Here is a 23686-nt window from a genome sequence, read left to right as displayed (position 1 = left end):
GTCCGCATCGTGAGCGGGCTTGTATAAGCCAGCCTTATGTGATCAATAATGTAGGCATGAGTTCCTCGCGCTTCCCGGCAACCGTCGACGACGTCAACGCCCGTCTCATCGCGGCTGTCGTCCTCGTCGTGGGCGTCATCGCCCTCGCGACCCAGCAGTGGTGGCTCTACGCCGTGCTCGCCGTCGACTTCACCCTGCGTGCGTCGGTCGGTCCCAAGGCGAGCCCGATCGCTCGGCTCGTCCAGCGGTGGATCCGTCCCGCCGTCGCCACCGCCCCGCGACCGACGGCTGGAGCCCCGAAACGCTTCGCGGCGGCCATCGGCGCCGTCATGACGTCTGCGGCGACCATCCTCTGGGTCGTCAGCCTCGTGACCGGCGGGTCGGCCGCCCTCGCAGCGGTGGTGGTCATCGCCGCGATCATGGTCCTCTTCCCCGCGCTGGAGTCGATCCTCGGCCTCTGCGTCGGCTGCAAGCTCTTCGCCGTGCTCATGCGCCTCGGGGTCGTGCCCGAGGAGGTCTGCCTCGACTGCGCCGACATCACCCGGCGCGCCCGGGTCCAGACCGCCGCCTGACCGGTTCGGCCGGGGGCCGGTAGACCGCTCGACGTAACCAAAAGGGTGTGGCGATCGGCCGGCGCGGGGGTACGGGACATGGGCACGTCGCTGCCTCGCAGCGTTTCCCGGCATCAAGGAGTCACACCGTGTCCAAGAAGGTTGCGTTCCTCGTCGCGTCCGAAGGCATCGAGCGGGTCGAGCTGACCGAGCCGTGGCAGGCCGTCCTCGACGCGGGACACGAGGCCGTCCTCGTCAGCCCGAAGCCGGGCGAGGTGCAGACGTTCGACCACCTCGACAAGGCCGAGAAGCGCCCGGTCGACCTGACCGTCGCGGACGCGAAGGTCGACGACTTCGACGCTCTCGTCCTGCCCGGCGGCGTCGCGAACCCGGACGCCCTGCGACTCGATGCGGCCGCGGTCGCCCTCGTCAGGGAGTTCCTGACGTCGGGGCGGCCGGTGGCCGCCATCTGCCACGCGCCGTGGACGCTCGTCGAGGCGGGGGTCCTCAGCGGTCGTCGCCTGACGTCGTGGCCGAGCCTGCAGACCGACATCCGCAACGCCGGGGGTGAGTGGACCGACGAGCCCCTCGTCGTCGACGGGAACCTGATCACGAGCCGCAAGCCCGGCGACCTGCCGCAGTTCTGCGGCGCGCTGGTCGAGGCCCTGGAGCACGGGGCGGCGGCCGCCAGCGCCTGATCTGCTGGCCGTGCGCCGGCGCGCAGCGGCAGCGGGCCCAGCGGCATACGGGCTCGTCTGCGCGGGGGTCGGCTCAGCCGAAACCGTGGCGGGCGAGAGGGTGGAGCAGCTCTCGCTCCTCGTAGGCGAGGTGGGACAGGAGCGTGTCCGTCAGCAGGTCGAGGGCCCGCTGGAGCTCGTCGAGAGCGGCGTGCCCGGACGCCCCGTAGGGGTCGGCGGAGACGATGCCGACGAGGGCGCGGTCGACCTGCTCGAGGACGTCGGCGATGACGTGGTGTTCCTCCTGCAGGCGGTCGAGGACCGGAGCGAGGTCAGGCTGTGCACGGCGCAGGTGGGTGAAGACGCTTCGGTCCTCGAGCGTGTGGTGGCCGGTGACGGCGCGGCAGTAGGACTCGCAGTATGCGCCGAGGGTCCAGCTGTTCTGGCGCATCGCCATCGTGTTGATGACCGAGCGCGCCGCGCCTGCGCTCATCAGCCCCTGGCGCACCTGCCCCACGACGTCGCGCACCTGCGCGAGCTCGCTCCGCAGGTGGTCGTGGATGTCGACGAGGTGCTGGGGCACCGCCTGCTCGTGGGCGGTGTATGCCGCTGACTCGGGTTTCGCCGCGACCGGGCGGTCGTCCTCGGGCCAGGGCATCGACGGCGAGAGCCGCGTGCCGTCGTCGGGCGTGGGCTGGACGGTGAGCGGGTGGGCGTCGGGGGAGGGGAGGCGCAAAGGCAGGTCCTGACTCCCCGGCCGTGCCCCGCCGACCCCGCCGCTGCCACCCTCGACGGCTCGGCGCGCCCGCTCGACCTCGACGAGCTCCCGGACCGCGGGGGCCACCTCCTCGGCGAAGCGCCGCACGTCGTCGGGGTCGTCCGTGCCGAGGATGAAGGTGCTCATCCCCTCCGTCAGCGTCAGCTCGGCGAGTTGCTCGGCCCAGTCGTCGGCCGTGCCCTGGAGGAAGCCGGCGCCGGTTCCGAAGTGGCCGGAGATGTTGTACATCCGTCGGATCGCCTGGGGCCCGCGGCCGGCGCGGTCGGCTGCTTCGTCGATGGCCGCGTTGAGGCCGGCCAGGCTCTCGGGCGGGGCGTATCCCTGGCTCGGCAGCCATCCGTCGGCGTACCGCGCCGTGACCCGGAGCATCCGGGGCTGGTAGGCGCCGAGCCAGATCTCGACGCGGTGGACCGGGCGCGGGCCGACGTGCAGCCCCATGACGCGGTAGTGCTCTCCCTCGACCGAGACGCTCCGCTCGTCCGCGTGCTCGGGGTCCTGGCCCCAGACTCGGCGGATGATCCGGATCGCCTCGACGAGAGCGGCGACGGCCTCGCCGGGGGTTCGACGAGGGCCCCCTGCAGCGACGATCGCGTCCCAGAAGGCGCCGGTACCGAGCCCGAGCTCGGCCCGGCCCCCGGTGATGATGTCGAGGGTTGCGATCGACTTCGCGAGCTGGGCCGGTGGGCGGAGCGGGAGGTTGGCGACGTTGGCGGCGACCCGGACCGTCGACGTGCGGGCGGCGATGACCGACAGCAGTGTCGAGGTGTCGAGGTGCCTCGCCTGGTAGGGGTGGTCCTGGATCGTGACGAGGTCGAGACCGGCGACGTCGGCGAGCTGTGCCAGCTCGAGCGTGGCGTGGAGCGCCGTCACGTCGGGGCTGGGGAAGAGCCCGAACTGCAGGTCGTGTCCGTAGTCCCTCACGCGTCCTCCTTGTCGCCAGGCTCCGTCGCCAAGCACTCCGTCGCCAGGCGCTCGGACCATCGAATCACGGGGTGGGTGGGCGTGTCGGGGAATGCGCGCGCTCAGGAGAGCAGCTCGAGGACCGCCTTCTCGAGGCTGGCCTGGCGAGCCGCGGGGGTGCGGTGGCGGCGGCGCGCCACCTCCCCGATCGTCGTCCCTGACTCGTAGAGGTCGATGACCCGCGGGTCGATGTACGAGTTCTTCGCGATGGTCGGGGTGTTGCCGAGGTACGTCGACACCTCCCCGATCGCTGCCTTGACGGCGCGCCGACGGGACGCCCTGGTGTCCGCGGGCTCGTCCGATGCGGCAAGCGCCGTGGCGGCGATAACGGTGGCGTGCCAGGTCCGGAAGTCCTTGGCCGTGAGCTCACCACCGAGCAGGTCGGACAGGTAGGCGTTGACGGCGGTCGCGTCGAGGTCGACCCAGCCCGCGGTGTCCCGGTAGGCGAGGACGCGGCGGCTGCGCGACCGCCGCGAGCGCATCCGGTCGAGCACGGCGATGACGTCCTCGTCGCTGATCTCGACGGTGTGCTCGATGCCGGACTTGCCGACGAACTCGAACACGACGCTGTCGCCGCGTCGGCGCACGTGCTGCCTCTCGAGGGTCGTCAGCCCGAACGAGCCGTTCGCGTCGGTGTAGGCGTCGCTCCCGATCCGGAAGTAGCCGAGGTCGAGCAGGCGCACGGCGGCAGCGGCCGCCCGCTCACGCGGCATACCCTCCGCAGCGAGGTCGCGGGCGACGCGACGACGCGCCGCCGGGAGCTTCTCGGCCGCCCGGAGGATCCGGTCGAACTTCGCCCGGTCGCGCTTGGCGCGCCAGTCCGGGTGGTAGAGGTACTGCCGCCGTCCGGCGTCGTCGGTGCCGACGGCCTGGATGTGGCCGTTGGGCTGCGGGCAGATCCACACGTCGTTCCACGCGGGCGGGATCGCGAGGGAGCGGATCCGGTCGACCTGCTCGGCGTCGAGGCGCCGGCCCTCCGCGTCGAGGTAGACGAACCCGCGCCCGGCACGGCGGCGGGTCCATCCGGTCGAGCTCGGCGAGACCGTGCGCAGGCGGGCCATGCCACGGTCATACCCCGAGCGCGGGGGTGCCACACCCGGCTCCCTACGTCACTGCTCCATCTACGGGAGCAGTGGGACCCACTGCTCCCCTACGCGGAGCAGTGGGTCCCACTGCTCCCGTAGATGGAGCAGTGACGTGGGGCCGCCAACGGCACCGGCTACCGGCTGACTCCCCGTTAGCGCGACTCGACGACGACGTGGTCGGGCCAGGGCGGCAGCGGACGTCCGCGAAGGCGCGAGTCGAGCCAGTCGCCGAGGAGCTGCCGGGTGATCGCGAGCTGCGCGTCACGGGTGAGATCGCCCGAGTCGCAGCCGAGCCCGCGACACGCGGCCGAGTCGAGGAACCCGCAGTGATAGCCACCCGTAATCGTCACGAAGGTGGCGGGCGTCGGCTTCGCGGCATACATGGTCCGCGTCGTCTCGGGCCGGACGATCCGGTCGAGCGACCCCACGACGAACAGCGCGTCCGCGCGGATCGCGGCCGCCGCGGCGACCGACGACGGCCGGGTGCGCGCGGCGGCGAACGTCACGACGGTGTCGATGTCCGTATGCCGCTGGGCTGCGAGGAGCGCCGCCCCGGCGCCCATCGAGTGGCCGGCCACCGCGCACGCCGCCGGATCGGCGTGCGGTGACGAGGACCTGGCCCACTCGATCGCGCGCCAGAGGTCGTCGGCGAGGCGGGCGTGGCTCGGCCAGAGCCGCGTCTCGCTGTCGGGCGCGACGACGACGTAGCCACGCGCCGCAAGGCCGGTGAGGATGCTGAGGTAGCGGCCGGCGTCCTGGGCGAAGCCGTGGCCGAACGCGACGACCGGGCACATCGCCCCCGGGTCGGTGGGGCCGTGCTGTCCGACGACCAGCGCACCGAACGGCCGCCCGTCCGACCGGACCGTCACCCGCCGGACCGTCACGTCGTCGGCCTGCCCCATGGCCCAAAGGAACCCCACGCGGGACCGCGCGTCAACGCCGAGCCGGAGCAGCGGCATACGCCACCCGCTCAGATGAGCGGTCCTTCCTCGGGGCGGAGGACCCGGAGCCAGCGGTAGCCGTAGCCCTGGAGCTCGAGCTCGATCCGGCCGTGCGCGTCGAGCTCGTGCTCGTGCAGCCCGTCCAGCAGGTCGACAAGGACGGTCCCCGCGGGCAGGTCGCCGAGCTCGACCGGGACCATGCACCCGTCCGCGCCGAAGTTGTGCAGGGCCACCATCGCCCACCCCGACTCCTTCTCTCGGCACACGTGCGCGAGGACGGAGCGGTGGGGTTGCTTGAGGATCTCCGCGTGGGACCAGCCGAGCTCCGGCTGCTGCCGGTAGGTGTAGATGAGGTTGCGCATGAACCACCAGTGCGAGCCGTGGTCGTGCCGCTGGTCGGCGGCGTTGACCTGGTCCGGCCCGAACAGCCCGCCGGGCATCGGTCGCGTCATCCGGCGCTTCGGCGCCCGCGTGAAGCCGCCGGTCTCCCCGGACGTCCACTGCATCGGTGTCCGGACCGCCAGGCGGCCCGGCACGTCGAGGTTCTCCGCCATCCCGATCTCCTCCCCGTAGAAGAGGACCGGTGTTCCCGGCAGCGAGAACATCAACGAGTAGACGAGCCGGATCCGGCGCTCGTCCCCGCCGAGCATCGACGGCAGGCGCCGGCGCAGACCGCGCCCGTAGAGCTGCATGTCCGGGTCGGGGCCGAACGCGTCGAAGACCTCCTGCCGCTCGTCGTCCGTGAGCTTGTCGAGGGTCAGCTCGTCGTGGTTGCGCACGAAGTTGGCCCACTGGCTCGTCACGTCGAGGCGGGGCCGTCGGCGCAGTGCCGTCGCGATCGGACGAGCATCCCCGCGCGCGAGCGAGAGGTAGATGTTCTGCATCCCGATGAAGTCGAACTGCATGTTGAGCCCGTCGCCGTCGGGCCCCCCGAAGAACGTCTTCTGGTCCTTGTAGGGCAGGTTGACCTCGCCGAGGAGGACCGCGTCGCCGACGCGGCGGGTGACGAAGTTGCGGACGTCCCCGAGGTAGCGGTCGGGGTTGAACGCCTCGGGCTCCTTCACACCGGGCACCTTGTCGCGCGCGAAGAGGAACGGCACCGCGTCGACGCGGAAGCCGGCCACCCCGAGCTCGAGCCAGAATCCGAGCGTCCGCGAGATCTCCTCCTGCACCTTGGGGTTCGCGACGTTGAGGTCCGGCTGGTGCTTGTAGAAGTGGTGGAGGTACCACTCGCCCGTCTTCTCGTCGAGCTGCCAGATGCTGTCCTCCTTGTCGGGGAAGACCACGTCCTTCTTGGTCGACGGAGGCTCGATCGGGCTCCACACGTAGTAGTCGCGGTACGGGTCGTCCTTGCTGCGCCGGGCCGACTTGAACCACGGGTGCTGGTCGGAGGTGTGGTTCATGACGAAGTCGATGACGACACGGATCCCGAGGCCGCGGGCGGTGCGGACGAGCTCGACGAAGTCGCCGTGGGTCCCGAGCACCGGGTCGACACCGAAGAAGTCGGTGATGTCGTAGCCGTCGTCGACGCGGGCCGTCGGGTAGAACGGCATGAGCCAGAGGCACGTGACGCCGAGGTCGTTGAGGTAGTCGAGGCGGTCCTCCAGGCCCCGGAGGTCGCCGGTCCCGTCCCCGTCCGAGTCGAGGAACGTCTGGACGTCCGCACAGTAGATGACGGCGCTCTTCCACCAGAGGTCGCCGGTGTCGCTGATCCTCATGAGGGCACCTCCTCGGCCCCGAGCGGGTCGACCTGGTCGTGCGGGCAGTGCGGTCCGATGACGGTCATAGGGGTGACGTACCCGGCCCGGCCCTCCGGCATACTCTCCGTCCATGTCGAGCACCACCGACGTCGACGTCGCCGTCCGCGCCCTGAGCGCGTGCATCCGCATCCCCACCGTCTCCGACCGGGACCCGGCCAGGGAGGACCGGGCGGCGTTCGGCGCCCTGCTCGACGAGCTGCGCGCCCAGTTCCCGCGCCTCCACGAGGCCTGCGAGGTCGATAGGATCGCCGGCGACGCCCTCCTCGTCCGCTGGCCCGGCACGACCGACGAGGCGCCGGTCGTGCTCATGGCGCACCTCGACGTCGTCCCGGTCGACGACGCAACGGCCTGGACGCACCCGCCGTTCTCCGGCGCGGTCGAGGACGGGTTCGTCTGGGGCCGCGGGGCGCTCGACTGCAAGGGCTCGCTCGTCGCGACGTGCGCCGCGGTCGAGTCGCTCCTCGAGGATGGGTTCACGCCTCGTCGGGACGTGTGGCTCTCCTTCGGCTGCAACGAGGAGGTCTCCGGCCATGCCGCCAAGGACGCCGTCGCCGTCCTGCGCGGCCGTGGGGTCGAGCCGTGGTTCGTCATGGACGAGGGCGGGGCGATCGTCCGCGGAGCGCTCCCCGGCGTCGACGACCCCATGGCGGTCATCGGCGTCTCCGAGAAGGGCACCGTCGACGTCCGCCTCACCGCCCGCGGCGACGGCGGCCACGCCTCCGCCCCGAAACGGATGGGCGCCACGGCCCGGATCGCCCGCGCGGTCCTCCGTCTCGAGAGGCACCCCTTCCCGGCCCGCCTGCCCGACCCGACCGTGACCATGCTCGAGCGCCTCGGCGGCCACGCCCGTATGCCGCTGGGCTGGGTCTTCGCCCACGCGCGGGCCCTGCGCCCCGTCCTCACGCACGTCTTCACCCGGCTCGGCCACGAGACCGCGGCGATGACCCGGACGACGGTCGCCGTGACCCAGCTGAGCGGGTCACCCGGCGCCAACGTCCTCGCCGCGACCGCGACGGCCCACGTCAACATGCGCGTCATGGTGGGCGAGACGGTCGACGGTGCGCTCGAGCGGATCCGACGGGTCGTCAAGGATCCTCGCATCGAGGTCGCCCTCGTCAGCGGCGACGAACCGAGCCCGGTCTCGCCGACGGACGACGCGGCATACGAGCTGATCTCCGACACGCTCGCCGACGTGTTCCCGGGTACGATCCCCGTGCCCTACGTCATGATGGCCGCGACCGACTCGCGGCACTTCCACCGGGTCTGGCCGCGGGTCTACCGGTTCACGCCGATCCGGATGACCGAGGCCCAGCGCGGCGCGATCCACGGCGTCGACGAGCGGATCGGCGTCGACGACCTGCGCGATGCCGTCAGCTGGTACCGCCGACTCATCGAGAGGCTCTGACCCGTGAGCACCGACCCCGTGGGCACCGACCCCGTGAGCGCCGACCCCGTGAGCGCCGACCCCGTCCACACCCCGGTCCTCGGCGACGCCGCGATGGCCGTCGTCCGCAGCCCGATCACGAAGATCGTCGGCTTCCTCGTCTGCGTCGAGCTCGCGAGCGGCGTCCTGCAGGGCTACTACACGCCGATCTTCACCGACATCGCCCGGCACCTGTCGATCAAGGACGCCGACGTCAACTGGTTCGAGGCGGCGCAGCTCATCGTCTCGGCGCTCGTCGTGCCCCTGCTCGCGCGGCTCGGCGACCTCATCGGTCACCGCAAGGTGCTGCTCCTGTCGACCGTCGTCACGGCGGTCGCGTCCTGGGGGGTCGCGTTCGCCCCGACCTTCGGGACGTTCCTCGTCGCGTGGGCCCTGCAGGGCTTCTACGTCGTGTGGCTGCCGATGGAGGTCGCCATCATCCACCGGCGGACCCGCGGCGAGGAGTCCCGGGTCCGGGGCGCCGCGGGCCTGCTCGTCGCCGGGCTCGAGGTCGGCGTGATCGTCGGTGCGCTGACGAGCGGTGCGCTCGCCGAGTCGCTCGGCATGACCGCGCTGCTGGCCCTGCCGGCCGTCGTCGTCACTCTGGCCCTCGTGGCGATCTGGTTCGGCGTCGAGGAGTCGCCGGCGCTCGCCTCGGGCTCGATCGACTGGCGCGGCTTCGGGCTCATCACCCTCGCGCTCGGGCTCGTCATGGCCGGGCTCGTCATGCTCCGCGTCCTCGGGCCGGGGAGTGCGTGGCCGTGGGTCCTCGTCGTGGCGGGGGCGCTGGCCTTCGTGCCGTTCGCCCGGGTCGAGCTCGCCCACCCCGAGCCCCTCGTCGACCTGCGCATCCTCGGCGGCCGCGGGCAGTGGCCGGTCCAGGCGACGGCGTTCCTCTTCGGCGTCTCGGTCCTCGGCGCGCAGATCCCGCTGTCGACCTTCGCCCGCACCGACCCGGCCGTGACGGGCTACGGGCTCGGCGCCTCGGCCGGGAAGGTGTCGATCATCATCGGGGCCTACGTCCTGTCGCTCGCCGCCGGGGCCCTCCTGCTGCACCTCGTCGGGCGGCGCACCGGGACCAGAGTCGCGATGGTCGGCGCGGCCGTCCTCGTCGCCATCGGCTACCTGCTGTTCCTGCCGTTCCACGGCTCGCTCGCCCAGACACTGACGAACATGGTCATCGCCGGCCTCGGCTCGGGAGCGCTCGTCGCGGGGCTGCCCGCTGCGGCAGCGGCCGCCGCCCCGCCGACCCACACGGGGCTGACGACGGGGATGACGAACACGACGAAGACGATCGGCGGCGCCTTCGCCTCGAGCGTCTTCGCGATCGCGCTCGCCTCGACCGGCTCGGTCGACTCCGAGGCGACGGCCCATGCGTCCCTCGGCGGCTACCTCGTCGTCTGGGCGATCTGCGGCGTCACGGCCGCCGTCGCCGCGGTGTTCCTCGCCGTCGTCCACGCCACGGAGGTCCACGGCAACGCAGCCGCGGCGCGGATCAGGACGCCGAGGGCGTGAGCCAGGCGAGGTCGGCCCGGCCGTAGGCACCCGGAGCCTGCTGCGGGATGGACACGCCGTCGAGCGTGACCGGGGCCGGCGCGTGCACGAGCAGGCCGTGGGTCGAGGGCGTCGTCACGAGGTCGACATCGAGAGTCGCTGCGGTCGCGCCCGGCAGCGGCCCGGCGTCGAGGAGGACGTGTGCCGTGCGCGCCAGGCTGAGAGACGCCGTGCCGGCCTGCCCGGACGCGAGCATCGCCATGGCCGCGGCCGCCATGCCGTACCCGGTTGCGTGGTCGAGCGCCTGGACCGGCAGCGCGCCAGGCACGAAGCGCCCTGTGCCGTCACTCGATCCGTAGACGTGCCCGATCCCCGTGACCGACTGCACGATGCTGTCGAAGCCCCGCTCGCTGCCCCACGGCCCGGTCTCGCCCCATGCCGAGAGGCTGACGTGGACGACGTCCGGGTGCCGCTCGGCCAGGCTCGCCGGGTCGAGGCCGAGGCCTCCGAGCGCGCCGGGGCGATACCCCGTGAGGAGGACATCGGCCCCGTCGAGCAGCTCGTGGAGGCGCGCGGCGACGGCCGGGTCGCGAAGGTCCGCGACGGCACTGCGCTTGCCGAACCCGGTGTCGAGGTGCTGGTCGAGCAGCTCCGGCAGCTGCGGTGGGTCCACGCGCAGCACGTCGGCCCCCAGGAGGGCGAGCAGCCGGGAGCCGGTCGGACCCGCGATGACGCGGGTCAGGTCGAGGACGCGTATGCCGCTCAGCGGGCTTCCGCTCGCAGCTGGCAGTGGGCGCTGGCGGGGATGCAGGTCGACGGCGATCCACGGGGAGGCGTCGACCGCCCGGGCCGGCTCGCTCGTCCGCCAGGCAGCGGGTCTCCGCAGCGCACCCGCGATGCCGCCCGCGGCGCGCACCCGGCGCTCCACGTCGAGGGCCGACAGGTCCCGCAGGACGACGGCGAGGCTGTCGCGGTCGCCGACCCCGAGTGCTTCGCCCAGTGCTGCGGCATGGTGCGGGTAGTTGCCGTGCAACCGGACCCATCCGTCCGCCGTCTCGAAGTAGCCGGACAGGGGAGCGAAGCCGACGGGGGCCCGCCCGTCGATGCGCAGGTGGTCCAGCGAGCCGAAGTTCGCGGCGAGGAGATCGGCCGTGGTCCCGAGCAGCACAGGGTTCCCGCGGCGCTCGGCGAGCCGGGTCGCGGCGGCCGAGGCGAGGGTGACGCTCGCGGCCGCCAGGCCCTCGACGTCGAGCGGGCCGGCCCACCATGTCCGCGGGCCGGACCACGCGACCTCGGGCAGCTCGGTAGCGGGGCCAAGCACGGGGAGCAGGCTCTCGGTGATGTCGACGAGTCGGGAGCTCACCCGGACCAGTCTCGCACCAGAGGCAGCAGAGGCAGCAGAGGCAGCAGGGCTCAGGAGCCGGACGTCAACAGGGTCTGTGGAGCCTCGGCCGTCTCCTGGCAGACATCACCACAAAGTCGGTGGACGGGCGCATTCCGTTCGTTCCATCCTTGGTCCCGCACAGAGGTGGGGTCAGCAGCCTGCGTGGCGTGCCACAGCCGGTCCTGCGTGTCGTCCCCACCCGAGGTGCAGCTGCCTGTACAGCAGACAGGAAAAGGCGCTCTCGGGCGCCGAGGGGTTCAACTCCCTGGAGCGGCGCCGGCCGGGTGTCGTCGTCCCTCGCCAGCGGGTCCGGCTTGTCCGGGCCCCCGCCGGGGTCGTCGCCGGTCGGCGCCGCTCGCACCACCGCACCACCGCACCACCGTCCGATCCCAGCGTGCGCCGCCCGTCGTACGCCCAGCCCCAGAAGGAGGTCGTCCCGATGTCCGTCCTCACCGTCACCGTCGGCCCGCGCGAGTGTGCCCTGCGCTACCGCCGCGGGCTCCTCGAGCAGGTCCTGACGCCGGGACGGCACCGGCGTGGCTGGCGCACGAAGATCGTCCGCGTCGACCTTCGCGAGCACCTGCTGACGCTCTCGCCGCAGGAGGTGCTGACCGCCGACGGCATCTCCACGAAGGTGACGGCGGCGGTTCGCTGGTCCGTCGCCGAGCCGGTCGCCTTCGTCGAGGTCTCGGACGACCCGGTCGCCCGTGTCTACCTGGCCGGGCAGGTCGCGCTCCGTGAGGCGCTCGCGCGCATCACCGCCGACGAGCTGGTCACGCGGGGGACGGCGCTGCCGCGGGAGGAGATCACTGCGGCGACCGCCGCCGTCGCCTCGTCGGTCGGTATCGCCGTCGCGGAGGTCGTCGTCAAGGACGTCATCCTCCCGCCCGAGGTGCGGGGCGCCGCCGCCGAGCTCGTGCAGGCCCGGCAGCGGGGCGCGGCCCAGCTCGAGCTGGCCCGGGCTGAGACGGCAGCCCTGCGCTCGCTCGCGAACGGCGCCCGGCTGCTCGACGCCCACCCGGCGCTCGCGCGCCTGCGGCTCGTCCAGTCTGCACCGGCGGGCACGCAGCTCGTGCTCCACCTCGGGGATGTGGACGCGTCCGCCAAGGGCGTCGCCGGCGCCGCTGACGTGACGGACTGAGCCGCCGTCGTCGGGGAGTCGACTGCGAGACCGGGGGACGGCGGCATACGGCATGGGGAGCCGTATGCCGCCCAGCTCGACGCTCGGTCTCGGCCTTCTCGGCAGGGTGCGATCCGGCGACAGGAGGCGCAAGTCCTGCAAGGATCAGCGCAGACGGCTGACCCCCTCACCCAGGTAGGAGACGCACGATGTCCGACACGGCCCCGGTGACGACCCGGACCCATCTCATCGGGCTGCTGCTCGGGGCGGAGGAGGACTGGCCGCAGGCTTTCGAGCAGCTCCTCGCCCTCGTCGGGCCGATCACGTCCGACGACGGCGTGACCCACGAGCTGACGAGCGAGCGACTCACGATCGAGCCGTTCGACCTGCGCCAGCCGGTGCGGACCGAGCTCGTCATCGACCGGCTCGCGCACTGGTACTACCACCCGCGCGAGTGGCTCAAGAAGGCCGCTCTCATGAACGACACCTACCTGCTCAACAGCCCCTTCACGTTCCAGTCGATGGAGAAGCACAGCGCCTACTGCGCGCTCATGCGGCTGGGGCTCAAGGTGCCCGACACGTGGCTCGTCCCGTACAAGAACCCGGTCGACAACGTCCGGTGGGCGTACACGTCGGCGAAGTACAACCGCCCCTTCGACCTCAAGACGATCGCCAACCGGCTCGGCTACCCGCTCTACATGAAGCCGTTCGACGGCGGAGGCTGGCGCGGCGTCTCACGCATCAACGACGAGCACGACCTCGTCAGGGCGTATGACGACTCCGGCGAGATGCTCATGCACCTGCAGTCGACGGTCGACTACGAGCACTTCGCGCGGGCTCTGTCGATCGGCCCCGAGACGATGGTCATGGACTTCCGTCCCGAGCAGCCGATGCACAACCGGTATGCCGTGTCGCACGGTTTCCTGTCGCCCTCGGCGGGCCACCAGGTCGCGGCGATCAGCCGGATCGTCAACGCGATGTTCGGATGGGAGTTCAACTCGGCCGAGATGCTCGTGACGGGTGATGACGTCTACCCGATCGACTATGCGAACGCCTGTCCGGACGTGGCGGTGACCTCGCTGCACTACTACTTCCCGTGGGCGATCAAGGCGCTCGTGCGGTGGTCGGCCTACTGCCTCGTGACCGGACGGCGGCCTCCTCTCGACCTCACCATGCGTCGCTACTTCGACATCGCCGACCGGGACGACCTCTCCGAGGCGGCGAAGCTCGACGCGTACCTCGCCCTCGCCGACGAGTACTTCGAGACCGAGGCCTACTGGGCCTGGTGCGAGCACCACCTGCCGCACCTCGACCGCGCGGTCCTCGAGTGGGTCCAGTCGGAGGCCTTCCACCACCTGCTCAACTCGACCGTCGTCACGACGTACCCGGCCCACGAGCACGACGTGTTCCTCGCCCATTTCGAGGGACTCATCCGGCTGTGGGTCGCGGACGAGAAGCAGCGCCTCGGCATCGAATGACAGCCCTACGGCACTGCCCACAATGGTTGGGCAGTGCCGTAGGGCGCGGGGCGCGGGGTGAGCCTCAGCGCGGCTCGGCGACCTGGTCGGTGCGGGCGGCTTTGACGCCGGCACCCGAGCGGCTGGTGTCACGTCGCAGCCACAGCCAGGCCAGGACCACGCAGACGAGCCCGTTGAGCATGCCGACGAGCACGTCCGACAGGTGGTGCATGCCCCGGTAGAGGCGGGCGTAGGCGACGAGGAACGGCACGACGAGGCAGACGACCGTGACGACCTGCCGCAGCCAGGCTCGCTCGATCCGCTGCGCCATGAGTGCGAAGGTGACGTAGAGCGCGGTTGAGGCGCCGACATGCCCGCTCGGGTAGCTCGACGTGGGCGGTGCCGGGTCGAGGTGCGGAACCTGCGGCCGGTCGCGTCCGACGACGGTGGTCGCCGCGACGAAGACGCTCGCCTGGGTCGCGATCGCGATGGCGGGGATGACGGCATACCACCACTGCTTGGTCCGCCACCACAGGATGGCGACGACGATGACGCAGACGCCGATGATGATCTCGGTGTTGCCGATGTGCGACCACACGGCGGTCACGGCGTCCCACGTGGCGCTCCGGGTGTCCTGGAGCGTCTTGTTGACGGAGGTCTCGGACTTGAGGTCACCGAGCGGCCCGACGATGAGGAAGCCGAGACCGGTGATGATGGCGAAGAGCACGACGGCGGGTGCGGCGACGCGCAGGCCGAGGTCGCGCAGGGCGGACCCGATGGCGGGCCGGGTTGGGTCGATCTCGTAACGGTGCAGGACGGGATGGTTCACCTGAGGCCTTTCGACGATTCGGGGCCGGAGTGCCCCTCGGGGGGAGGGGTGTCGTTGGGTCGGGCGGGGTTCCATCCGACGTAGCCGAGGTACGAAGCCGTGACGAGCCCGACTCCGAACATGAGTCCGCCGACGACGTCGGACGGGAAGTGGACGCCGAGGAAGACCCGGTCGAGCATCGTGACCAGGACGACCCCCGCGCTGACGCCGATGACCACGCCGCGCGCCCGCGGCGAGCAGATCGGCCAGACGAGCAGGATGACAGCCGTGGCGACGGCCGCGACGTTGGCCGCGTGACCCGACGGGAAGCTGTAGCCCGGAGCGTGGGACACCGGGTCGCTGACGACGGGTCGGGCGCGCCGGACGACCTCCTTGAGGACGAGCTGGAGGTTCCAGGCCACCATCATCGTGACGAACGCCCAGATCGCCCGGCTCGTGAGGCCGTAGCGTCGCCAGACCCAGACACACAGGAGGGTGGCGAGGATGTAGAGCCACCTCGGCTGGGTCATCTCCTGCCAGACGAGCAGGGCGGTGCGGAGCCCGGGGTTGGCCCGCGTCACGTCGGTGGCAGCGATGATCGCCCGTTGGTCGATCTCGATCACCGGCAGGAGCTTCTCGCGCACGACGAAGGCGAGCGCCGTCACCGGAACGGCGAAGAGCAGGCCGAAGCCGATCGCCTTGCGCATCCGTCGCCACCGGCTGCTGCCGGACGTCGCCTGCTCGCGGGCGCGCTGACCCTCCTCGGCTTGCGCCGCACGAGTCGGGCCGTATGCCGCTGGGTCCTGCCGGGCGATCTCCTCAGCCAACGCGCACCACCAGTGACCGGGGCTCGACGCGCACGGAGAGCTCGCGGTGCTCGCCGATGGGGTCGCCGTCGATCTCGACCTCGACTGCCTCCGCTGCCCTGATCCGGAGACGTGCGCCCTTGAGCCGGTCGAGGCGGCGGTGTCCGGCGCGGTGTCGGGTCGCGACGTCGACGAGGACGGAGCCCCAGCCGAGGGCGCCCTTCGGCGCGATGATGACGCCGTCGAGGAGGCCGTCGTCGAGCTGCGCGTCGGGCAGGAGCTCGATGCCGCCTTGAAGAGTGCCACAGTTGCCGATGACCACAGTGCGGGCGTGCCGCCGGAGCGGGATCTCGCTGCCCCCCTCGACCGTGACGGAGAAGCCACGGCTGAAGACCTTGCCCGCGGCAGCGAGGACATAGGCGCCCCAGCCGACGGCCGCCTTCACCTTCTCGCTGGTGCCGGCCATGATCTCGCCGTCGAGACCGAGGCCGGTCATGACGAGGAAGACCTCCTCGGGCTGCTCCCCCACTGCGGCGTAACCGACGTCGATGCGCCGCTCGGAGCCGGTCAGGAGCGCCTCGACGGCGTTCTCGAGCGTGTCGATGGGCAGGTCGAGGTTGCGCGCGAGGAGGTTGCCGGTGCCACCGGGGAGGAGCCCCAGGGCGACCTCGGTCCCGACGAGCGCCGAGGCGACGGCGCGGACGGTGCCGTCGCCTCCCAGGGACGCGACGACGTCGGCGCCGGACTCGACGGCCTCGCGCCCCTGCTTCTCGCCGGTCTCCTCCGCCGTGGTCTCGATCCAGCGGGGGGACTCCCAGCCGTGGAGGGCGCACGCGTCGGCGACGACCTTCTTGGCGGCGTCGAGCTCCTCGACCTTCGTCGGGTTGACGACGACGGTGAGGCTGCGGCGCACGGGTGCGGCAAGGTCGGCCATGTCTCGGATCCTAGGGTCGGGGCGGGCGGCAACGGGGATGCGCGACCACCGATCGACATACCCGATCGGTGGTCCTGCCGACCACGGCCGGGTCGGCGCGGTGGCCGACACCCGGCGCGCGTCCGGCGCGCTCTCGGCTGGCGTTCGGCGAGCGTCCAGCGCGGTCCGATCGACGCGGAGTAGCGTCCGAACGTGCCCACCATCCGCCGGCGGCTCGCAGTCGCCCTCGTCGTCGGCATGATCGCCGGATTCGCGCTTCCGCTCGGCCAGGCGGGAGAGCCGCTCACCCACGGCCTCGCGGGGTTCATCGTGGGAGGCCTCGTCTTCGCCCTGCCCCTGCTCAGGCACGTCATGCGCCATGACGCGCCGTCCACGAGGGAGAAGGTCGCTGGTCGCGACGGTGACGCTGCCTGGTACGACGTCGTCGTCATCCTCGTGGGACTCGCGAGCCTCTGCGGAGTCGGTGCCCTCCTCATCGGCAGCACGGCCAAAGGGACGGCGCAGGTCGTGGATGCCCTCATCGGCGTCGTCGCGGTCGCGGTGGGCTGGCTCTGTGTCCACACCGTCTACCTGCTGCGCTACGCCCGGGTCTATTACGCGAGCCCCAGGCCGCCGATCGACTTCAACCAGGACGAGGACCCGACCTTCTCGGACTTCGCCTACTTCTCGTTCAACCTCGGGATGGCCTACCAGGTCTCCGACACGGACCTCAAGACCTCGGACATCCGTCGCATCGTCCTCGGTCACACGATGCTCGCCTACCTCTACGGCACGGTCGTCATCGCCGCCACGATCAACCTCGTCGCCGGCTTCGGCTCGGGCGGCAGCGGAGGCGGGTAGGCCCACCCCGCGCGCTACGTCACTGCCCAACAACGCTGGGCAGTGACGTAAGGGCCCCGGGAGCGGGCCTGCCGCGCGCTACGGCACTGCTCACCAATCCTGGGCAGTGACGTAGGGCGCTCGGACACCTGCACCCGAGCCGCGCGGCCCGGCGACACCGCCTCGCGCGGTGTCGCCGGGCCGTGACCCGAGGGCAGAGTGCGCTCAGACCTCCGCGTGGCGCGCGCGGCCGAAGCAGTAGACACCGAACGCGATGAGCCCGACCGCGACGAGCGTCAGGAGCAGCTGCCCTGCCGGCGCGCCGAGGAGGTTGCGCAGGGCGCCGTCGAGCCCCCGCGACTCGCTCGGCTTGTGGCGGATCGCGGCGAGGACGAAGAGGCCGCCGACGATCGCCAGGGCGACGCCCTTCGCGATGTAGCCGAACCGACCCGCCTTGACAATGAAGTCGCCCGGGTGGGTCTCGAGGTCGCGCAGGAACGTCTGCTTCCAGCCCTTGACGACGTGGTAGACGCCGACGCCGATGATGACCAGGCCCACCAGCCCGACGAGCCACACCCCGAAGGGCTTCGACATGAGGGATGCCGTGAAGTCGGTCGTCTGCTGCTTGCCCGACGACTTCGTGCCCTGCGCGAACCGGAACGCCGTCCACGAGAGTGCGAGGTAGAGGACGGCCTTGGCTGCGGCCTTGAGCCGGTCGCTCGTCTCGAACGAGCCGGAGATCGCATCGGTGATCTGCCAGACGGCGAGGCCGAGCCAGCCGATGACCGCGACCCACAGCGTGATCCGGCCGAACGTGTTGTCGGAGAGGGCCCCGAGAGCACCGGTCTGGTCTGCGCTCGTCGAGGAGGCGGCCCACGCGAGCTGGAGCGCGATGAGGCCGATCATGATGTGGAGGACCCCGTTGACGGCGTAACCCACCCGCGCGAGGGTCTCGAGTGCTGGGTTGTTGCTGGCCTGCCGCGAGATCTGCTTGACGTCCGACGTGTCCATGCCCGCGATCCTCTCAGCCCACGGTGCATCCGTGGCCCTCCGGACGCATACCCGTTTCGGGGCCTCGCCTCACGGCTCGGCACCCTGCTTCTTCGCCGGGGCGGAGTTGTTGCGTTGGTTCGGGCCTCGGAGAGCCCGCCGAGTCCGCCGGGGCGGAGTTGGTGTGGTGGTGGGGCTGGGCGGTCTCAGGGGTCAGGCGTAATGGCTCAGGAGTTCAGATCGAGGACGCGTCGCACGAGCGGCCAGGCGAGCCGGCCCAGCTCGCGGTCGGCCGCCTCGGTGCCGCCCCGCGCCATCCGCATCCCACCTTCGGCCACGGACTCTCCGGGCAGGATCACGCGGTGTCCCGCCCCGGGATGCGTCACCAGCGTCGTCGGCAGGTCGTATGCCGCTCGCCGGGCCTGGATCTCCCGAGCGAAGTCGAGCGCCGGCCAGACCCGGTCGTCACCGCCGGCGACGAGCAGCACGTCGCCGAAGAACCGCTCGACCGGAATCCGTGCCGCCTCGACCCGGTCGGCGAAGGTGCGCAGGCTGCCCCGGTAGACCGGTTCGAAGGCCGGTGGGTCGGTGTCGACGGCGATGTCGTCGTCATAGGGGACGAAGGGCACCGGCACCCCGCCACGGCTCCATGACGACCGGCACGGGCGCACCGCACCGTCCGCCCCCGGGCCGACGTTGGCCCACGCGACGTGACTCGGCGCGAGCGCGACGACGGCGTCGACGCGAGGGTCGTCAGCGGCATATAGGAGGAAGGCCTCAGCCGTCTTGGAGGCGCCCATGAGGACGACCCGGTCGCACTGCGCCGCAAGGCGTTCCACGGCCCAGGAGAACGACTCGAGGGGGTGCTCGCAGATGCCATCGGGGCCATCCGAGCCGCCGAACCAGCGGTAGGTCAGGGCGGCGACCCCGGCGGCGGCGAGCAGCTCCGCGCGGTCCCGCTCCACCCGTCCGCTCGACCCCGAGAGGACGAGCACCCCGGTGCCGTTGCCGCCGCGGTCGGGAGTCGCGACGAACGTCTCCGAGCCGGGAAGGTCACCCACCGAGCCGCTCGAATCCGGTCACGGTGAGGACGGCCGCGCCGACCTCGTCGCTCGCCGGCAGGTCGACGGTCGCGACGATGCCCCAGTCCTTGTCGCCGTCGGGGTCGACGACGACCTGGCGCAGCCGCCACTCGGTCGGGGTCTTCTCGACCTGGAGCAGCGCGGGGGAGCGGGCCTCCTGGTCGGTCGCGATGGCGTCGTGGTCGTCGTAGTAGGCGCCGAGGGCGTCGTTCCACGCGTCGGCGTCCATGACGACCTTGCGGGGCGGGTCGGTCAGCTCGGCGACCCGGGCCTCGAGCTCCCCAAGCGACTCCCACTGGTCGCGCGACGCGAGCTCGACCCGGTGGAACATCGCGTTGCGGATCATGACGGTGAAGGCGCGCTCGTTGGCGGTGAGCGGACGTGCCGGCGGCGCGACCTCGGCCTGGTGAGCGAGCGCCTCGGACGGGTTGACGAGATCCTCCCACTCGTCGAGCAGGCTCGAGTCGGTCTGGCGGACGAGCTCGCCGAGCCACTCGATGATGTCCTCGAGCTCCTCGGTGCGCGCCGACTCGGGCACCGTGTGGCGCAGGGTCCGATAGGCGTCGGTGAGGTAGCGCAGCAGCAGCCCTTCCGACCGCGACAGCCCGTAGGCGGAGACGAACTCGTTGAACGTCATGCCACGCTCGTACATCTCGCGGACGACGGACTTCGGCGAGAGCGCGTCCGCCGAGAGCCACGGGTGGGTCTGGCGGTATGCCGTGAGCGTCACCTCGAGGAGGTCGGCCAACGGCTTGGGCCACGTGACCTCCTCGAGCCGCTCCATCCGCTCCTCGTACTCGATCCCGTCGAGCTTCATCGCGGCGACGGCCTCGCCCCGGGCCTTGAACTCCTGGGCCCAGAGAACCTGGCGGGGGTCCTCGAGGATCGCCTCGATGACGGAGACGATGTCGCGGGCGTAGGTGTCGGAGTCGGGGTCGAGGGTGTCCATGACGGCGAGCGCGAAGGGCGCGAGCGGCTGGTTGAGGGCGAAGTCGCGCTGGAGGTCGATCGTGAGGGCGTGGCGCCGCCCCGACGCCTCGGCCGTGGGGAGCCGCTCGACGACGCCGGAGGTGATGAGCTCCTTCGCGAGGACGAGTGCGTGCCGCTGGAGGCGCCGCTGGTCCTTGGCCTCGTGATGGTTGTCGGACAGGAGCCGCACTGCGTGGGCGACCGGGTTGCCTTCTCGGGCAAGGAGGTTGACGAGCATCGAGTGCGACACCCGCATCCGCGGCTGGAGCGGCTCGGGCTCGGCCGCGATGAGCCGCTCGAAGGTCTCCTCGGACCAGCCGACGAACCCCTCCGGCGCCTTCTTGCGCGGGATCTTCTTCTGCTTCTTGGGGTCGTCGCCGGCCTTCTCGACGGCGCGGAGGTTGTCGATGACGTGCTCCGGGGCCTGGGCGACGACCCAGCCGCGTGCGTCGAACCCGGCGCGGCCGGCCCGGCCGACGATCTGGTGGAACTCGCGCGCCTTGAGCGTGCGCTGCTTCGTCCCGTCGAACTTCGTCAGGCCGGTGAGCAGGACGGTTCGGATGGGGACGTTGATGCCGACGCCGAGCGTGTCGGTGCCGCAGATCACCTTGAGCAGGCCGTCCTGCGCGAGCTGCTCGACGAGGCGACGGTACTTGGGCAGCATGCCCGCGTGGTGGACGCCGATGCCGTGCCGGACGAGGCGCGAGAGGGTCCGCCCGAAGCCGGCCCCGAAGCGGAACCCGCCGATCCGCTCGGCGATCGCGTCGCGTTCCTCGCGGCTCGTGATCTTGACGCCCATGAGACTCTGCGCCCGCTCGAGCGCGGCCGCCTGCGTGAAGTGGACGACGTAGATCGGCGCGCGGTCCTTCTCGAGCAGCTCCTCGATCGTCTCGTGGAGGGGCGTCACGGCATACGAGAACTCGAGGGGGACCGGGCGCTCCGTGCCGGCGATGACGGCCGTCGAGCGGCCGGTCCGGCGGGTGAGGTCATCGCGGAACATCGTGACGTCGCCGAGGGTCGCCGACATGAGGACGAACTGCGCCTGCGGCAGCTCGAGGATCGGCACCTGCCACGCCCAGCCGCGGTCGGGCTCGGAGTAGAAGTGGAACTCGTCCATGATGACGAGCCCGATGTCGGCGGCCGGGCCCTCGCGCAGGGCGAGGTTGGCGAGGATCTCCGCCGTGCAGCAGATGATCGGGGCGTCGCCGTTGACCGTCGCGTCACCGGTGATCATCCCGACGTTGTCGGCGCCGAACTGCTCGCAGAGCGCGAAGAACTTCTCCGATACGAGCGCCTTGATCGGTGCGGTGTAGAAGCTGACACGATCCTCGGCGAGCGCCGTGAAGTGGGCGGCGGTCGCGACGAGCGACTTCCCCGAGCCCGTCGGCGTCGCGAGGATGACGTTGCTGCCGCTCAGGACCTCGAGGAAGGCCTCCTCCTGGTGCGGGTAGAGCGTGAGCCCCCGCTCGGAGGTCCACTCGGTGAACACCTCGTAGAGGGCGTCGGGATCGGGGTCCCGCGGGATCCGCTCGTTGAGGTTCTTCACCCCGTGAGTATGCCGCCGGGCGGGCACGCGCGACGAACCCGCGGACCAGAAGGGGCGGGGACTCCGGCCCGGCCGTCCGGGCGACGGTCTTCAGGGACGAGGGCAGGGGCGGAACATGCCGACGGGCGGCCGGCCCCCGCTGCCTGGGGCCGACCACCCGTCGGTTGCTTTCGACATCAGAGCCTATTCCGTTGCGACGGGACGCGGAACGGTTCCGCACATCGGGGGCCAGGCCGCGGGCGGGGACGGGGCCCTCGGACTGGGCTCAGGGTGACCTCGACCCGCGCTCAGGAACGGCCCCGGCAACTCCCAGCATCCGTCCGCGAACCTCACAAGCTGCCTGCCTAACCTCGCAGACAGGACACCGCGGGCGCCATCAGCGCCCACGTCGAGGAGGAACCATGGAGCTGACGAGCGGCGCGCTCCTCGCCGTACTGGCGGCGGTCGCCATCATCCTCTTCCTCGTGCTCGTCCTGGGCCTGCCGCGCGCGAGGCGGCGCTGGGTCGGCATCGCAGCGCGGGGGGCCGAGGCGATCGCGCTCAGCCTCACCGTCGTCATCCTCTCGGCGGCGGTCCTCAACGACCAGTACCTGTTCTACATCAGCTGGAGCGACCTTCTCGGAGCCAACGCCACCACGACGTCGATGCACAACGGTGGGACGGCGCGCCAGGCCGTCGACGCGAAGGTGCACGGCGCCGGCCTGACGGAGCTGCACGCGCCCACGGTGCTGCCGCCCCTGCCCTCGCCCGGGCAGCGCATCCAGCGCTACACGGTGATGGGGCCCCGCAGCGGCATACGAGGAGCGGTCATCGTCTACCTCCCGCCGGGCTACGACCCGAGCTCGCCGAAGCGGTACCCCGTGATCATGGGACTGCACGGATACCCAGGGCACCCCGACGCCTACCTCGGGATGATCCACATCGACCAGACGATGGACGCGCTCATCGCCTCGCACCAGATCGCGCCGTCCATCGTCGTGATGCCCCAGATCAACAACCCCGGCTCGCTCGACACCGAGTGCGTGGACGCGCCGGCGCTCTCCGGTCCCCTGGACGAGACGTGGTTGGCCCGCGACATCCCGAGCTGGGTCGTCGGCCACTTCCGCGCCCAGACGACGCGGTCGTCGTGGGCGGTCATGGGCTACTCCTTCGGCGGCTGGTGCTCCGCGATGCTCGGCGTGCGCCACCCGGACATCTTCGGGGCGTCGATCGTCTTCGAGGGCTACTTCCGGCCGGACTTCTCCCGCTCCTACGACCCGATCACGGCGGGCTCGGCGGCCGCGCGCGGCTACGACCTCGTCCACACGGCTCGCACCAACCCTCCGGCCCTCGCCATGTGGGTGATGGCGAGCAAGTCCGACTCGCTCGCCTACCCGACGACGGCCCAGTTCCTGCACGAGGCCCGCCCGCCGTTGTCGGTGACGACGGTCATGCTGAAGACCGGTGGGCACCGCGTCTCGGTGTTCCTGCCCTACGTCCCGCAGGCGCTCACCTGGCTCGGGCAGTCGCTTCCGGGGTTCCGTCCCGCTGCGTGAGAAACCCCTGGGACGGGAGGCGACCGCCGTCCCTACGCTCGGCGCCATGACTCGAGGCGACGCAGACAAACAGCGGGACGGACAGCGGGACGGCCGGTTGGACAGCCCGAACGACGAACGGCTGGCCGACGCGCTCCTCGGGCTCGACTCCGTGGTGGCGGTCTTCCTCGGTGGCTCGCGCGCCACCGGCGTCGACGACGCTCGCTCCGACACCGACCTGTATGCCGTCCACCGGGGCTCGGTCGCACCCGGGCCCGAGCGCGCTGCCGCCCTCGCACCTCTCGCCGACGGAGGTGAGGTCCGCGAGGAGACCGCGTGGGGCCCGGAGGACCACCTCCACGTCGGTGGCGGCCTCGTCGAGGTGGTGCACCTCGAGCTCGGAGGCCTGCGCGACCTCGTCGACCGGGCCTACACGGACGGCCTCGGCGACGAGGGCTTCGCGACGGCGTTCCTCCACACGGTGAACGCGGGCCTCGTCCTGCGCGACCCCGAGGGCGAGGTGGCGGCCCTGCAGGTTCGGCTGGTGACGTACCCGGAGGTGTGATGTCCCGAGACACCGTTGACAGG

At 71.5% G+C, this 23686-nt stretch carries 20 protein-coding genes; 9 read left to right on the top strand and 11 right to left on the bottom strand.

Annotated features, from left to right (window positions below):
- Window positions 1-56: 56 nt before the first annotated feature.
- Window positions 57-572 carry a DUF4395 domain-containing protein gene (locus N865_RS01725; protein WP_034800875.1) on the top strand — a complete coding sequence of 172 codons (516 nt, stop codon included), beginning with the start codon at window positions 57-59 and terminating at the stop codon, window positions 570-572.
- Between the two features lie 128 nt (window positions 573-700).
- On the top strand, window positions 701-1249 hold the full coding sequence (locus N865_RS01720; RefSeq protein WP_034800873.1) for a type 1 glutamine amidotransferase domain-containing protein: 549 nt from the start codon (window positions 701-703) through the stop codon (window positions 1247-1249).
- Window positions 1250-1322: 73 nt separating this feature from the next.
- On the opposite strand, the gene N865_RS01715 is transcribed toward N865_RS01720, so the two are convergent.
- The 4 genes from N865_RS01715 to N865_RS01700 all read right to left on the bottom strand — a co-directional run bounded on the left by N865_RS01715 (window position 1323) and on the right by N865_RS01700 (window position 6710).
- A complete protein-coding gene (locus N865_RS01715) occupies window positions 1323-2927 on the bottom strand; it encodes an LLM class flavin-dependent oxidoreductase (protein ID WP_034800871.1) in 1605 nt (534 codons plus the stop codon).
- A gap of 101 nt (window positions 2928-3028) precedes the next feature.
- Window positions 3029-4027, bottom strand: coding sequence for a DNA topoisomerase IB (locus N865_RS01710; protein ID WP_034800869.1), 999 nt, complete (start codon window positions 4025-4027; stop codon window positions 3029-3031).
- 176 nt (window positions 4028-4203) lie between these two features.
- Window positions 4204-4953 (bottom strand): dienelactone hydrolase family protein, encoded by a 750-nt coding sequence (locus N865_RS01705; RefSeq protein ID WP_169735681.1) that lies wholly within the window; start codon window positions 4951-4953, stop codon window positions 4204-4206.
- Between the two features lie 68 nt (window positions 4954-5021).
- Window positions 5022-6710 carry an alpha-amylase family protein gene (locus tag N865_RS01700; protein ID WP_034800867.1) on the bottom strand — a complete coding sequence of 563 codons (1689 nt, stop codon included), beginning with the start codon at window positions 6708-6710 and terminating at the stop codon, window positions 5022-5024.
- Window positions 6711-6822: 112 nt separating this feature from the next.
- Here N865_RS01700 and N865_RS01695 point away from each other — a divergent pair, with 112 nt between their 5' ends.
- Together N865_RS01695 and N865_RS01690 are read left to right on the top strand one after the other, a co-directional pair.
- Window positions 6823-8157 (top strand): M20/M25/M40 family metallo-hydrolase, encoded by a 1335-nt coding sequence (locus N865_RS01695; RefSeq protein ID WP_051509848.1) that lies wholly within the window; start codon window positions 6823-6825, stop codon window positions 8155-8157.
- Between the two features lie 3 nt (window positions 8158-8160).
- Window positions 8161-9690 carry an MFS transporter gene (locus tag N865_RS01690; protein WP_245603630.1) on the top strand — a complete coding sequence of 510 codons (1530 nt, stop codon included), beginning with the start codon at window positions 8161-8163 and terminating at the stop codon, window positions 9688-9690.
- On the opposite strand, the gene N865_RS01685 is transcribed toward N865_RS01690, so the two are convergent.
- Window positions 9671-11032 carry a CoA transferase gene (locus tag N865_RS01685; RefSeq protein ID WP_245603629.1) on the bottom strand — a complete coding sequence of 454 codons (1362 nt, stop codon included), beginning with the start codon at window positions 11030-11032 and terminating at the stop codon, window positions 9671-9673. The genes N865_RS01690 and N865_RS01685 overlap by 20 nt on opposite strands.
- Window positions 11033-11447: 415 nt before the next feature.
- Here N865_RS01685 and N865_RS01680 point away from each other — a divergent pair, with 415 nt between their 5' ends.
- Window positions 11448-12194 carry a slipin family protein gene (locus N865_RS01680; protein WP_211244830.1) on the top strand — a complete coding sequence of 249 codons (747 nt, stop codon included), beginning with the start codon at window positions 11448-11450 and terminating at the stop codon, window positions 12192-12194.
- A gap of 188 nt (window positions 12195-12382) precedes the next feature.
- Window positions 12383-13651: an ATP-grasp domain-containing protein gene (locus N865_RS01675; RefSeq protein WP_034800862.1), complete on the top strand. Its 1269-nt coding sequence runs from the start codon at window positions 12383-12385 to the stop codon at window positions 13649-13651.
- 64 nt (window positions 13652-13715) lie between these two features.
- Here N865_RS01675 and N865_RS01670 read toward each other — a convergent pair whose 3' ends face one another.
- The 3 genes from N865_RS01670 to N865_RS01660 are packed head-to-tail and all read right to left on the bottom strand — an operon-like array spanning window position 13716 to window position 16178.
- Window positions 13716-14459: a phosphatase PAP2 family protein gene (locus tag N865_RS01670; protein ID WP_034800859.1), complete on the bottom strand. Its 744-nt coding sequence runs from the start codon at window positions 14457-14459 to the stop codon at window positions 13716-13718.
- The gene (locus N865_RS01665) at window positions 14456-15265 is read right to left on the bottom strand and encodes a phosphatase PAP2 family protein (protein ID WP_245603628.1); all 810 of its coding nucleotides are present in this window, start codon (window positions 15263-15265) and stop codon (window positions 14456-14458) included. Before N865_RS01665 ends, N865_RS01670 begins: the two co-directional genes overlap by 4 nt.
- Window positions 15258-16178, bottom strand: coding sequence for a diacylglycerol/lipid kinase family protein (locus N865_RS01660; protein WP_034800857.1), 921 nt, complete (start codon window positions 16176-16178; stop codon window positions 15258-15260). Before N865_RS01660 ends, N865_RS01665 begins: the two co-directional genes overlap by 8 nt.
- Before the next feature lie 192 nt (window positions 16179-16370).
- Here N865_RS01660 and N865_RS01655 point away from each other — a divergent pair, with 192 nt between their 5' ends.
- Window positions 16371-17018 carry a DUF1345 domain-containing protein gene (locus tag N865_RS01655; RefSeq protein WP_034800855.1) on the top strand — a complete coding sequence of 216 codons (648 nt, stop codon included), beginning with the start codon at window positions 16371-16373 and terminating at the stop codon, window positions 17016-17018.
- A gap of 204 nt (window positions 17019-17222) precedes the next feature.
- Here the strand turns inward: N865_RS01655 and N865_RS01650 are convergent, their stop codons facing one another.
- The 3 genes from N865_RS01650 to N865_RS01640 all read right to left on the bottom strand — a co-directional run bounded on the left by N865_RS01650 (window position 17223) and on the right by N865_RS01640 (window position 21584).
- Window positions 17223-18008 (bottom strand): DUF1206 domain-containing protein, encoded by a 786-nt coding sequence (locus N865_RS01650; RefSeq protein ID WP_034800853.1) that lies wholly within the window; start codon window positions 18006-18008, stop codon window positions 17223-17225.
- 206 nt (window positions 18009-18214) lie between these two features.
- Complete coding sequence (locus N865_RS01645; RefSeq protein WP_211244829.1) at window positions 18215-19048, bottom strand: acyl-CoA thioester hydrolase/BAAT C-terminal domain-containing protein; 834 nt, start codon at window positions 19046-19048, stop codon at window positions 18215-18217.
- Window positions 19041-21584 carry a DEAD/DEAH box helicase gene (locus tag N865_RS01640; RefSeq protein WP_034800850.1) on the bottom strand — a complete coding sequence of 848 codons (2544 nt, stop codon included), beginning with the start codon at window positions 21582-21584 and terminating at the stop codon, window positions 19041-19043. Before N865_RS01640 ends, N865_RS01645 begins: the two co-directional genes overlap by 8 nt.
- A 401-nt stretch (window positions 21585-21985) precedes the next feature.
- Between N865_RS01640 and N865_RS01635 the strand changes: the two genes are divergently transcribed.
- Together N865_RS01635 and N865_RS01630 are read left to right on the top strand one after the other, a co-directional pair.
- Window positions 21986-23119, top strand: a complete 1134-nt coding sequence (locus N865_RS01635) for an alpha/beta hydrolase (protein WP_034800848.1) — start codon at window positions 21986-21988, stop codon at window positions 23117-23119.
- Between the two features lie 46 nt (window positions 23120-23165).
- Window positions 23166-23663, top strand: a complete 498-nt coding sequence (locus tag N865_RS01630; protein ID WP_157557510.1) for a hypothetical protein — start codon at window positions 23166-23168, stop codon at window positions 23661-23663.
- The last annotated feature ends 23 nt before the right edge of the window (window positions 23664-23686 follow it).

This window comes from Intrasporangium oryzae NRRL B-24470 (assembly GCF_000576595.1).
Lineage (GTDB): Bacteria > Actinomycetota > Actinomycetes > Actinomycetales > Dermatophilaceae > Intrasporangium_C > Intrasporangium_C oryzae.
This window is presented reverse-complemented; position numbering and strand designations above follow the sequence as displayed.